The organism is Thalassospira sp. A40-3, from assembly GCF_015871485.1.
Taxonomy (GTDB): domain Bacteria; phylum Pseudomonadota; class Alphaproteobacteria; order Rhodospirillales; family Thalassospiraceae; genus Thalassospira; species Thalassospira tepidiphila.
Genome location: NZ_CP065428.1, coordinates 1946720 through 1959522, shown reverse-complemented (window position 1 = coordinate 1959522; position 12803 = coordinate 1946720). Strand labels below are relative to the sequence as shown.

Annotated in this window: 10 protein-coding genes and 1 tRNA gene; 8 read left to right on the top strand and 3 right to left on the bottom strand. The window is 53.0% G+C overall.

Annotated features, from left to right (window positions below; genetic code table 11):
• Nucleotides 1-335 precede the first annotated feature (335 nt).
• Nucleotides 336-2282 (bottom strand): methyl-accepting chemotaxis protein, encoded by a 1947-nt coding sequence (locus IT893_RS08860; protein WP_197147486.1) that lies wholly within the window; start codon nucleotides 2280-2282, stop codon nucleotides 336-338.
• Between the two features lie 291 nt (nucleotides 2283-2573).
• Between IT893_RS08860 and IT893_RS08855 the strand changes: the two genes are divergently transcribed.
• Both IT893_RS08855 and IT893_RS08850 read left to right on the top strand, forming a co-directional pair.
• Nucleotides 2574-3548 (top strand): TAXI family TRAP transporter solute-binding subunit, encoded by a 975-nt coding sequence (locus IT893_RS08855; protein WP_197147485.1) that lies wholly within the window; start codon nucleotides 2574-2576, stop codon nucleotides 3546-3548.
• Between the two features lie 113 nt (nucleotides 3549-3661).
• Nucleotides 3662-5902: a TRAP transporter fused permease subunit gene (locus IT893_RS08850; protein WP_197147484.1), complete on the top strand. Its 2241-nt coding sequence runs from the start codon at nucleotides 3662-3664 to the stop codon at nucleotides 5900-5902.
• A gap of 88 nt (nucleotides 5903-5990) precedes the next feature.
• On the opposite strand, the gene IT893_RS08845 is transcribed toward IT893_RS08850, so the two are convergent.
• Both IT893_RS08845 and IT893_RS08840 read right to left on the bottom strand, forming a co-directional pair.
• Entirely contained in the window at nucleotides 5991-6329 is a 339-nt protein-coding gene (locus IT893_RS08845; protein WP_197147483.1) for a zinc ribbon domain-containing protein YjdM, read from the bottom strand.
• A 109-nt stretch (nucleotides 6330-6438) separates the two neighbouring features.
• Nucleotides 6439-6528: transfer RNA gene (locus IT893_RS08840), tRNA-Ser, on the bottom strand.
• A 161-nt stretch (nucleotides 6529-6689) separates the two neighbouring features.
• On the opposite strand from IT893_RS08840, the gene IT893_RS08835 reads away from it, so the two are divergent.
• From IT893_RS08835 to IT893_RS08810, 6 genes are all read left to right on the top strand, one after another.
• Nucleotides 6690-7514 (top strand): YdcF family protein, encoded by an 825-nt coding sequence (locus tag IT893_RS08835; protein ID WP_197147482.1) that lies wholly within the window; start codon nucleotides 6690-6692, stop codon nucleotides 7512-7514.
• A 23-nt stretch (nucleotides 7515-7537) separates the two neighbouring features.
• Entirely contained in the window at nucleotides 7538-8542 is a 1005-nt protein-coding gene (locus IT893_RS08830) for a lytic transglycosylase domain-containing protein (RefSeq protein ID WP_063089573.1), read from the top strand.
• A gap of 72 nt (nucleotides 8543-8614) precedes the next feature.
• Nucleotides 8615-9661, top strand: coding sequence for a septal ring lytic transglycosylase RlpA family protein (locus tag IT893_RS20230; protein WP_063089571.1), 1047 nt, complete (start codon nucleotides 8615-8617; stop codon nucleotides 9659-9661).
• A 234-nt stretch (nucleotides 9662-9895) separates the two neighbouring features.
• Complete coding sequence (locus IT893_RS08820) at nucleotides 9896-10984, top strand: D-alanyl-D-alanine carboxypeptidase family protein (protein WP_232308443.1); 1089 nt, start codon at nucleotides 9896-9898, stop codon at nucleotides 10982-10984.
• The gene (gene tmk, locus IT893_RS08815; protein WP_063089568.1) at nucleotides 10981-11637 is read left to right on the top strand and encodes a dTMP kinase; all 657 of its coding nucleotides are present in this window, start codon (nucleotides 10981-10983) and stop codon (nucleotides 11635-11637) included. Before IT893_RS08820 ends, tmk begins: the two co-directional genes overlap by 4 nt.
• 2 nt (nucleotides 11638-11639) lie before the next feature.
• Entirely contained in the window at nucleotides 11640-12746 is a 1107-nt protein-coding gene (locus IT893_RS08810) for a DNA polymerase III subunit delta' (protein ID WP_197147481.1), read from the top strand.
• Nucleotides 12747-12803 lie beyond the last annotated feature (57 nt).

The following is a 12803-nucleotide window of genomic DNA, read 5'->3' as shown; positions in this document are numbered from 1 at the left end:
CCCTGTTGAGAGTCTTCATTCTTCGTTCGTCTTAGCATCCGAAATCGGATGCTCCCCCACAAGACACGCCAAAGCGCCTCTCATTCCGTCAATAATTGCCTGTCCAACGAGAGCATTTCCACTGATATTTTGCAGTTTTATGAAGAAAACTGCGGTTTCAGACGGTTACACATCACCATTAACGACCGCATTGCACAAATCGTGCAGCAGTAAGGGATTTTACGCAATAAAAAACTACATGGATTTTAGGGAGAAGATGCGCCCACGACGGAATCCGGCCGGTGGTTGGTAAAAACGACGGTTTCAAACCATGCAAACCAGTGACCGTTTGTTATCTAGTCGTTGTCGCGCACAGATTTCAGGAAGCCGATAACTTCTTCCCTGAGACGTTGGGCAAGTTTTCGCAATTCCTGGGAAGACGAAAGGAGCGAGTTGGCTTCCTCACTTACCATGTTGGCGGTATCAGAGACGGCCGACACATTTTGCGAGACTTCCTGTGTGCCGGATGCTGCACGTTGAACGCTGTCTGCAATCTCTTGTGTCGCAGCCCCTTGTTGCTCAACCGCGGCTGCAATGGCATTGCAGAATTCGTTGATTCGCTCGATCGTTCCGGAAATAGACCTGATTTCGGAAACTGAACGGTTCGACGACCCTTGAATACCATCTACCTGAACCTGAATATCGCCAGTAGCCTTGTCCGTTTGATTGGCAAGCGATTTCACCTCACCGGCAACAACGGCAAAGCCCTTACCAGCATCACCTGCACGAGCTGCTTCGATGGTTGCGTTTAGCGCCAGTAGGTTTGTTTGACCGGCAATATCTTGAATGAGACCAACGACTTTGCCGATCCGCTCAGCGGCCTCGGCAAGCTCTGTGACCGTTGCAGAAGTAATGTTGACGCCTGAAACTGCCTCGGTCGCAACTTCGATTGATTGCGTAACCTGTGCACCAATTTCGCGAATGGCAGCAGAAAGCTCTTCGGTTGCGGACGCCACGGCCTGCACGTTTTCTGTTGTTATGTTCGCTGCACTCGAAACTGCGGCGGCACGGGCCGTCGATTCTTCTGCATTGGCAGATAACTGAGTTGCGACCGACTGCGTTTTTTCGGCCGCGTCAGCCACTGTTTCCACTATGGAAAGAACACTCTTCTCGAAATTATCTGCCATTTGTTCCATGGCGCGCCTGCGCGCCTCAGCCGCATGCCTAGTCGCGGCCTCGTTCTCGCTCGCCAGACGGTCCACTTCTGCAGCGTTGTTTTTAAACACCAGAACAGCCGCGGCCATTGCGCCAATTTCGTCCTTGAGTTCCGTTCCCGGGACATCGACATCCCTCTGACCATTGGCGAGGCGAGTCATGGCCGACGTCATACTCATAACCGGCCGCGAAACCCAAATACGTACCAGCAGCCCCATCAGGCCCATTATGGCCAGAATGGCAATGATCGCAGTAATAATTGCAGTGTAGCGAAACTCGGTAAGGGACGCATATGCGGCATCGCGATCAAGTGCAAAGCCGAGATACCAGTTTACAGAAGGCAAGCCGTTGACGCGGAAAAAGGTGAACAACTGATCGCCTGTGCCATCAATGATGTTCTCCATGCCTTCCTTTACCGTTGGTGTGTCGTCAGGAAACACTTCAGGCAGGGGTTTAAGGGTGAATTCTGCACTTGGGTGGATCAGAACCGTTCCCTGATCATTAACCAGAAAGCCATATCCGATCCCGCCCAGATCGATGCTGCGAACCAGATCACCAAGGATACCAATATCGATATCGCCGCCAACAACCCCAAGAAGGTTTGATCCATCAAAAACAGGTGTGGTTGCCGTAACAATGAGCTGACCGGTGGATGCATCGGTGTAGGGTTCGGTAAGCGTACTGTCACCGACAGAAACTGCATCTGCATACCATGGGCGTTGGCGCGGGTCGTAGTCGGGCGGCAGATCATCGGGTGGATACATTGTCATTACACCGTCAGCACTGCCGAAATATGAAAAGATAAATGACTCGGCAAATGCCTCACCGCTTGCAACTTCAGAGACATTGGTGGGGGAACTGTCACGGGCAATATTGTTGGCGAGGCTCTCAACCAACAGGCGCCGGCCATCAAGCCAGCTTGAAATGCCGGCAGTGGCCAACGAACCACTCTCGGTCAATTTAGCCACAAGCGCATTCTGGATGTATGTTCGTTGCTGATAGTCAAAATAAAAGATGAATGCCGTGAACGTCGTAACAACGATCATTGCCGCAGCAAGCAATATCCGGCTACCAATATTGAGCGACATGCGGCAATCCTCCGGAAGAAGTACATTACATTAAACAAATGTGGTTGCCTGACGCGATTACAAGCACTTGGCGCCGCGAAGAGTAAGGCTGTCGAAAAACTGATCCATCAGAACGTCTTCTCATTGCGGGATGCAACTAAAGTAGCACCCGACAAGAGATCGACATCACTATGAAATCTCTTTGTTTTCGGTATTGATTAAGAACCACATTGCTATCAACTTTGAGTTTCCCCATATGAGGAAATGACTTGTGGCGAACTCTCACAAAATACCGATAAACGGAGGAAATTAATGAAACGCGCATTATTTGCAGGGATGGCGGTCGCGTTCGCGTTCGGGAGCACTGCTGCCGTAGCTCAGGATCGTTCTGACTGGCCGGAAAGCTTTACCGTTGGTACAGCTTCACAGGGCGGGACCTATTTCGCGTATGGTTCTGGCTGGGCGAACCTTGTGGCGGAAGAACTCGGCATCTCGGGTGGCGGTGAAGTCACCGGCGGCCCGATGCAGAACATGGCCCTTGTCCATACCGGTGAAGCCGCCTTTGGTATGACAACGATGGGGCCGGCTGCGGAATCACTCGCAGGTACGAACCCGATTGCACCGGGTCTTCAGATGACCAACGCCTGTGCAATGTTCCCGATGTATCAGACACCGTTCTCGATCACGGCGCTTTCTTCCTCGGGAATTACCTCGGTTGCGGAAATTCCGGCGGGTGCCAAAATCGGCTTTGGTCCGGCAGGTTCAACATCAGATACATATTTCCCACGTATGCTTGAGGAACTCGGTGTTGACTTCGAACGTCGTAATGGTGGCTGGGCCGACCTTGGTGGTCAGTTGCAGGATGGTCTGCTTGACGTGATTGCCTTTGCTGCAGGTGTTCCGGTTCCGGCTGTCAGTCAGCTTGAAGTCCAGACTGACGTGAACATCATCGAATTCACCGAAGCTGAACAGAAGCAGATCATGGATGCCTTCCCGGTATCCGAGTTCGACATTGCTGCAGACACTTACACCACGCTGACCGAACCGGCGCGTTCGGTTTCGATGTGGAACTTCGCGATCGCCAACTGCGAGCTTCCGGAGAGCTTTGTTTATGCCGCGACCGACGTTGTGATGTCTGACAACGAGCGGATGGTATCGATCCACCGTGCGGCCCGTTCGACTGTTCCGGCAAACTGGGACAAGAACAAGGTCATGAAGTGGCACCCGGGTGCTGCCAAGTGGTTCAATGAGAATGGTGCATCCATTCCGGCAGACATGATCCACTAATTTCTGTCTGTTAAACATCTTGAAGGCGGACTGTCCGGGCGGACGGTCCGCCATCTTTCAATTATCAGCTTGCCTGTGGCCAAAAACAAACTTGCGTGAGAGCGGGGGAACAGATGACAAACAAAAGCCAGGTGGAAGACGAACACCTTATTGCCGATGGTGTTGACGAAGAGCCGGTCGAACATAACCGACGTCTTTTCGAAGGCACTGGCCTGACCTTTATCACGATTTCCGCTGCAATCTATGCAGCCTTCCACATGCTTGCACTGAATGGGGTTTCGCTCTCGGGTATGACGGGCGGGATTGTTAATCTGCCATTTCTTCCTGACTTTCCGCTTGAGACATGGAACTTCCGTATCGTTCACGTTGCGGGCGCACTTGCGCTTGGTTTTTTGTGGTACTCGGCCAACAGTTTCAATGACAGCCCGGGCACAGGTACACCGCTTTTGGGGTATCTGTCATATGTTCTTCTCGTGCCGGCATTCATGGCCACCGGTATGGCGTTTAGCTTCGCGCTCGACATCCAGAACGGCGTGATGTGGAACGGCATTGACGCGACAATCAAGTTTAATGAAACCTGGCTTTTCGGAACACCGCTTCTGGTGGCGACGGTCGGCGGTATTGTTTTGTCCTGGTTCCACAAAACATCGCGCGAAAAATATTCTGCCCCTGACTTTGTGCTATGCGTCTGTGCCTTCGCAGTCGCTGTTTATCTGATCACGATTTATGGCACATTGATGCGCAACTCAACGGGTACACCCTTTGCGCCAATCGGGATTTCGATCGCTGCTGTTGCCGGCACATTGCTGATTATGGAGCTGACCCGAAGGGTCGCCGGTCTGGCATTGGTGGTCATTGCAACCATCTTCCTGATCTACGTTTTCGTTGGTGAATTCCTGCCAGGGTTTCTGCAGTCGCCATCTATTACTTGGCAGCGTTTCTTTAGCCAGGTTTACACCGATGCAGGGATCCTCGGCCCGACGACGGCCGTTTCGTCGACCTACATCATTCTCTTCATCATTTTTGCAGCCTTCCTGCAGGCGTCCAAGGTTGGCGACTATTTCGTGAACTTTGCCTTCTCGGTCGCAGGTCGTGCCCGTGGCGGCCCGGCAAAGGTTGCGATCTTTGCATCCGGTTTGATGGGCATGATTAATGGTACGTCTGCCGGGAACGTGGTGGCCACCGGCTCGCTCACCATTCCGCTGATGAAAAAGGTCGGCTATCACAAGAAGACCGCCGGTGCGATCGAGGCCGCGGCCTCAACCGGTGGTCAGATCATGCCGCCAATTATGGGGGCAGGTGCCTTTATCATGGCCGAGATCACCGGCATTCCATATACCGAGATCGCTATTGCAGCCGTCATTCCGGCCATTCTTTACTTCGTATCGATCTATTTCATGGTCGATTTTGAGGCCGCGAAACTTGGCATGCGCGGCATGCGCGAAGATGAATTGCCGCGCTTTGATGTAATGATCAAAAAGGTATTCCTGTTCCTTCCGATCATCATTCTTATCATCGCACTGTTCCTCGGCTATTCCGTAATCAGGGCAGGGACCCTTGCCACTGTTGCGGCTGTCGTTGTCAGTTGGTTAACGCCAAATCGCGTGGGGGCACGGTCGGTTGCCAAGGCTTTTGAGCTGGCCGGCGGCATGTCGATCCAGATCATCGCAGTTTGTGCCTGTGCGGGTATTATTGTCGGTGTGATTGCGCTAACCGGGGTTGGTGCACGCTTCTCCAACCTTCTGCTTGGTTTGGCCGAAGCCTCCCAGCTTCTGGCACTGGTCTTCGCCATGCTGATTGCTATTTTGCTCGGCATGGGAATGCCAACGACGGCGGCCTATGCGGTTGCGGCATCTGTGGTGGCGCCAGGCCTGATTGAGCTTGGAATTGAACCACTTACGGCACACTTCTTCGTGTTCTACTTTGCTGTGGTTTCGGCGATCACACCGCCGGTGGCATTGGCATCCTATGCCGCGGCCGGGATATCCGGGGCCAACCCGATGGAAACATCGGTTGCGTCATTCAAGATCGGTATTGCCGCCTTCATCGTACCGTTCATGTTCTTCTACAACTCTGCCATCCTCATGGACGGAAGTTATCTTCAGATAGGTCAGGCGCTGATTACGGCCGTTGTGGGGGTATTCCTTCTGTCTTCTGGCGTTCAGGGCTGGTTCCTTGGCCGTTCAGCGGTTTGGTTCCTGCGCATTCTGCTTGTTATCGCAGCGTTGTTCATGATCTCCGGCGGTCTGATTACGGATCTGATCGGGGTGGGGATGGCAATCGGCACGCTCTTCATACAGCGTATTTTGAAGCCGAAACCAGGAACGACATTCCGGACAGGCGGGGCTGACTAAGCCCTACGACGCAAATACCCATAAAAAGAAAAAGCGCACCACATTCGGTGCGCTTTTTTTGCTTTTGGTCGAACTTGTATTCAGTTGCCTATTCAACAACCTTCTTTACGAACTCCGATTTCAGCCCCATCTGACCGATCCCCGGGATTTTGCAATCGATATCGTGATCACCGTCAACAAGGCGAATGCCCTTAACCTTGGTCCCGACTTTGACGACAGCTGACGAACCTTTGACCTTGAGGTCCTTGATTACTGAAACCGTATCGCCATCGGCAAGTGGCGTGCCATTGGAATCGCGAACAACAATTGAATCAGCTTGTGCATTCGAAAGCGACCATTCGTGGGCGCATTCAGGACAGATCAGCAAGTCGCCGTCTTCGTAGGTGTAAGGGGATTCACATTTGGGGCAGGGTGGCAGTTCGCTCATATCAGTGACCTTTCGACGATTATGACGTTCTGACAGATACGGCTTGGCAGCACGCAGAGAACATCACCGTGCGATTACTGTACTGGCTTCTGCACTGTCTTGGAGTAAATGGCGGAGAGGGTGGGATTCGAACCCACGGTACCCGTAAAGGCACGGCGGTTTTCAAGACCGCTGCATTCAACCGCTCTGCCACCTCTCCGCAAAACTGGTTGGAGCGTTTCGCTCTGGGCGCTTTCAATAAATTGGGGAGAATGACCTGTCAATAGGGCAATCCAATATTGCAGCGAATGCTGGTGATTTATCCTGATTTCAGTATGGTAATAACGTTATACAAACCAATTCTTTTCGGAATTTTCACACGTGTTCTACTTCCTGTCCAAAACGCTGAGTGTTCTTATCAATACAGCTTTCATGCATGGCCTTTTGCTGGCCATTCTGTTTTGCCTGCTGATCATCAAGAGAACGCGCAGATTTGCGATAAGAGGGCTGGTTTTCGTAACTGGATTCTCTTTGCTAATCACGGTTATTCCTGTTGGCACAATCTTGTCACGCGCACTTGAAACCCGCTTTGATAAACCTGTTCTTACAGAGCAGGAGTTTGCCGGATCGATAACTCTGGCAGGCAGTCTTGACCCTTCCAGTTACCTTACACGCGGTGAAATGCATGTCGGTGCTTCGGCAGATCGTCTCTTTACCATGCTGCGCTTCGCCAGCTTGTATCCTGGCAAACCTGTCTTGTTCACTGGTGGGGATGGCAATCTGACAGAGCGTGGATTTAGTGAAGCAGCGGTTCTTAAAAACTGGTTGGACGAATCGGACCTGAAGACGTCAAACATGTATTTTGAAAAAAAATCGCGGAACACGCACGAGAACGCGACGAAATCTCTGGAGATGGTGTATCGCGATTGGCCAGAACTTGCCAAAAAGCCTTGGGTACTAATCACTTCGGCGCAACATATGCCAAGGGCGGTAGGTGTATTCCGTCAGGCCTGCTGGAATGTGATCCCGTATCCAGTCGACAGATTCACCTCAGATGACATCCATTTAGCAAGTCTTAACGTCTCTGACGGTATCAAATCGTTGGGCCGTGCTTTGCGGGAATGGGTTGGTTTGACCGCCTATTACTGGACCGGCCGCACAGACGCATGGTTCCCTGGGCCGAAAGATCCCGGGGCGGAAAACTGATTACATGATTGGATGAGGCTTAGATGAAATTCTGGAAACTACTGACTGCCGCCTCCGTCGTTGCTTTGATGGCGGCAAATGCACCGGCCTTTGCACAGACCGATGAAAAACTTCCAGAATTCACCACCGAGGGATTTGACGAATGGCTCGTTGAATTCAAAAAGGAAGCCGCAAGCAAAGGCATTTCCGATGCCACACTTGACGTTGCCTTTGCCAATACCAAACCGATCCCCAAAGTGATCGAATATGATCGCAGTCAGCCGGAATTCAAGCTGACCTTTGACCAATATCTTGATCGGGTTGTGCCGCAATCCCGCATCAATGAAGGTCGTAAGAAATACGCCGAAAATCGCGAAATCATTGACGCCGCGGCCAAAAAATACGGCGTGCCGGGCCATTATCTGACAGCGTTCTGGGGCATTGAAACCGGATTTGGGCGTTTCACCGGCGGCTATTCCGTTGTTGATTCACTTGCGACCTTGGCATTTGAGGGACGTCGTGCTGAATATTTCCGCAAGGAATTGATGAACGCGCTGACCATCATCGATGCGGGCCATATCGCGCCTGAAAACATGTCCGGTTCTTGGGCCGGCGCCATGGGGCAGGCGCAGTTTATGCCATCTACCTTCCTAAATTATGCACGCGACGGAAACGGAGATGGCAAGATTGATCTTTGGGGGGCCAAGGAAGACGTCTTTGCCTCTGCGGCAAACTATCTTTCCTCGGTCGGATGGCACGCCGACGAACGCTGGGGCCGCAAAATTTCGCTGCCGGAAAACTTCAATACCGAGCTTGAAGGTCGCGATATCCGCAAACCAATTTCTGAATGGCAGGAACTTGGCGTTCGCATGCCAAACGGTGCCGATTTGCCTGCGGCTGACATGGAAGCATCAATTGTCATCGTAAATGACGGTGAAGGTCCCGCATATATGGTTTATAACAATTTCCATACCATCATGCATTGGAACCGTTCGACTTACTTTGCGATTGCGGTTGGCACATTGGCCGATGCGATTGCCGGTCGTTAAAAACAACGTCCGGAAAACGGACATCATGTCTGAACGAGCATGGACAGAGCATCTACAAGCGGGGACACCTTGATGCCCAAACCACGAAAAAGTGCCTTCGCACATCTGCGAGCCAAATGCCACATCACCCTTGCGGTTGCTGCATTTGGCGTATTGCTGGCGGGCTGTGCTGAAACGCAACTGGCCGTCCATGGCGTCAAACGGCTTGGCGGTCAGTCACAACAACCTGCCCAAATCGGAAACTACAAGATCGGCAATCCATATGAGATTGCCGGCCAGTGGTATTATCCGGCCGTAGATTACGAATACACCGAAACCGGTATTGCATCCTGGTATGGCCCCAAATTCCATGGCAAGAAGACCGCCAACGGCGAGATTTTTGATCAATATGAGGTTTCGGCCGCCCATCGAACCTTGCCACTACCCAGCATCGTTCGGGTGACAAACCTTGAAAATGGCAAGTCGATCAAGGTTCGGGTCAATGACCGTGGACCATTCGCCCATGGGCGGATCATCGATATGTCGCGACGCGCAGCCCAACTTCTGGGGTTCGAGCGAAAAGGTACGGCGAAGGTTCTCGTCGAAGTGGTTGAAGCCGAAAGCCGTCAGGTCGCAGCAATAGCGCAAGGTAAAGCCGCCCCGCAAGTTACCTCGGCCGAACAAAGCACCGTTACGGCAGCACCGCGCGATGTTGTTGAAACTGTCCGCCTTGATGACGGCCCCATTACCGATGCAGGCGAACCCACCACTTCGAGTATCAAACTGACACCGCCGTCTTCCAGTGCCAGTGTGCAATCCGCACCATTTGATGGCGTGGTTGAAGAGGCCGCCGTGGTTGAAGTTGCGCCTGTCGCATCTTCTTCGATCTATGTCCAGGCAGGTGCCTTTTCCATTTATGACAATGCCTTAAACCTGCGCAATCGCCTGTATGATCTTGCGCCTAGCAAGATTGAGTCAATAGACGTCAAGGGCACGACCTTTTACCGCGTGCGGCTTGGTCCGTTAGAAACTGTCCCGGAAGCGGACATTCTGCTTGAACGGGTGATTGCAACCGGCCAAAACGGGGCAAAAGTTGTCGTTGAGTGTGCTGATGGCGGCTCGGCGACATCTGTCTGTTGATTGAAAAAAAGCCGGTTATGCGACCGCATTAGAATGCCGGATTTGTTGGTGTTGCACAATTCTGCCGAATTTGCGACATAAGCAAATCAGCGGATACACCGTTTCCCGGTGCATAGAGAAATTATTTTACAGGGTTAGAATGCCATGACTTTGATGCCGCCAGTTCCGTTCAAAAGCACTCTGAACCGGGTAGTGGCCGGAGCCTTAATTTTTGGCTCAGTCATGGCAATGTCGATGAGCTTTGCAAGCGCGCAGGCAATAGAGACCAGCGCACGTGAAGCTTTCATTATGGACTTCGATACTGGCGCAGTGCTGCTTGATAAAGAAGGGGACACCCTGACCGAGCCGGCTTCGATGACCAAAATGATGACCGTTCATATGCTGTTCAAGTATATCAAGGACGGTCGCGTTTCGATGGACGACACCTTCCACGTCAGCGAGAAAGCCTGGCGTAAGGGCGGATCGAAAATGTTTGTCGAGGTAAACTCCAACGTTTCGGTCTCTGACCTACTGCACGGTATTATCGTTCAGTCGGGAAATGACGCGGCAATCGTCGTCGCAGAGGGAATTGGTGGATCCGAAGAAGCCTTTGCCGAGGCAATGACCGAAGAAGCCCGCGCAATCGGCATGACCAAGTCCGTCTTTAAGAACGCCACCGGCTGGCCGGCGGACGGCCACCTTGTGACAGTTCATGATCTTGCCATCCTTGCGCGCGACACCATTCGCAGTTTCCCGGACCTTTACGAGCTCTATTCCGTCAAGGAATTCACCTATAACGGTATCCGTCAGCCCAACCGCAACCCGCTGCTGGGCACGAGTGCCGGTGTTGACGGCCTCAAAACCGGTCACACAGAAGCGGCCGGATACGGTCTTACGGCCTCGGCCGAGCGTGACGGGCGTCGGTTGATCCTTGTGGTCAACGGTCTGGATTCTGTACGTGAACGTCGCACGGAGTCCCAAAAGCTTCTGGATTGGGGCTTCCGCGAGTTTGACAACTACGATCTGTTCGCAGAGGGCGAAACCGTCAGTTCCGCTAATGTTTGGTTGGGTTCGGAAACCAAGGTTGATCTTGTCGCTGACAAGGAAATCCTTTTGACACTGCCGCGTAGTGCCAGCCGCGATATGAAGGTCACCGTCGTCTATGATGGTCCGGTGCCGGCCCCGATCAGTCAGGGCGATCAGATCGCAACACTTAAGGTCGAAGTCCCCGATCAGGACACCATCGAGTTCCCGCTTTATGCCGCCCATGATGTCGGACGCCTTGGATTTGTTGGCCGTATTGGCGCAGCCTTCAAATATCTTCTCTGGGGGGCAAACGGGTGAAGTCGAAGCCCGGTTTGTTCATCAGTTTCGAAGGCGGTGAAGGCAGCGGAAAGTCCACCCAGATCCACCATTTGGCAACCTGGTTCCGCGAGCAGGGCCGGGATGTTGTCGTCACGCGCGAACCCGGTGGCTCGCCGGGTGCCGAGGAAATCCGCAACCTTATTCTGACAGGCGATCCCGGTCGCTGGGACGCCGTAACCGAAGCGCTTCTGATGTTTGCGTCGCGTCGCGATCATGTTGAACGCACCATTCGTCCGGCCCTTGCCGAAGGCAAAGTCGTTCTTTGTGACAGGTTCGCAGACTCATCAGTTGTCTATCAAGGCTACGGCCATGGCCTTGGTGCAGACTATATCCGCAATCTTTGGAAACTGGCGATCGGCGATTTCAAACCTGATCTGACCGTAATTTTTGATCTGCCGCTTGAAGTTGGTCTTGACCGAGCTGGGGCACGTTTTGCCAATGTCAGTGCCGCTGAGGACCGCTATGAACGCATGGGACTTGCATTTCACGAGCGCATACGTGACGGTTACCGCGAAATTGCAGAAACTGAAAAAGACCGTTGTGTCGTCATTGACGCCAGTGGAGACATCGAAAGCGTAGGTGAACGTGTCATCGCCGCTGTTCAGGGGCGCATTGCCGGGCAGGGGACCTGATCATGGCCAAGGACGACCTTCCCGAAGAAGAAAACCCCTTTGAGCCGCGACGCAATGATGCCCTTCTTGGCCACGAAGAGGCCGAGAAAGTCATTCTTGATGCCTGGAACAGCAAACGCATGCATCACGCTTGGCTGCTCTGTGGCCCCAAGGGCGTCGGCAAGGCAACGCTTGCCTATCGTATGGCACGTTTCATCCTATCCGGCGGCGGAAACAATGCCGGTGCCGGGCTCTTTGGCGACCAGAATGACGGTCTTTATGTCGATCCGGAAGACCCGGTAGCACGACGGATTGCCGGTGGCGGTCATGGTGATCTTAAGGTTATCGAGCGTCAGTACGACGACAAGAAGAAACGCCTGCAGGGCGAAATCACCGTAGCCAGCGTGCGGACGGTTGGAAATTTCATGTCGAAGACATCGGCAGAGGGCGGATGGCGGATCGTTATTGTTGATGCCGCCGATGAACTGAACCGCAATGCTGCCAACGCGATCCTCAAGGTTCTCGAAGAACCGCCAGCCAACGCCATGATGATCCTTGTTGCCCATCATCCGGGACGGTTGCTACCGACAATTCGGTCGCGCTGTCGGCGCCTTAATCTTGGCCCACTGCAAGATCATCAGGTTGTCGATCTTCTTGGGCGCTATTGCCCGGATATGGATCTTGGCGCACGTGACGCACTTTCGGGTCTCGCAGAAGGCAGCATCGGTCGTGCACTTCAACTCCATGAAGTGGGCGGGCTTGAGCTTTATACTGAACTTGTCGATATCATCGCCGCACTCCCCAATGCCGATGTAGCAGCCCAACACAAGTTTGCAGAGCGATTTTCACCTGCAGACAAAGACGCGGCCTTTGCAACAATCACCGAATTGATGCATTGGTGGCTTGCGCGAATGATCCGGTTTGCCGCCACAGGGCAGGCGCCCCGCGAAGTCGTTGACGGTGAATTGCCCGCCATGCAGCGCATGGCAGCCGCGCAACCGCTTGATCAATGGCTGGAGGTATGGGAAAAGATCAACGAATTGATGGGCGCGACCCGCGGTTTGCATCTTGATCGCAAGCAGGCCTTGCTGAATGCATTCTTCATGCTTGAAGAAACCATGCGAACCTGACATCACTGCCCACATGCCGAAATTTTGACCATCACGGCCCATTTCGGGCCGTTTTGT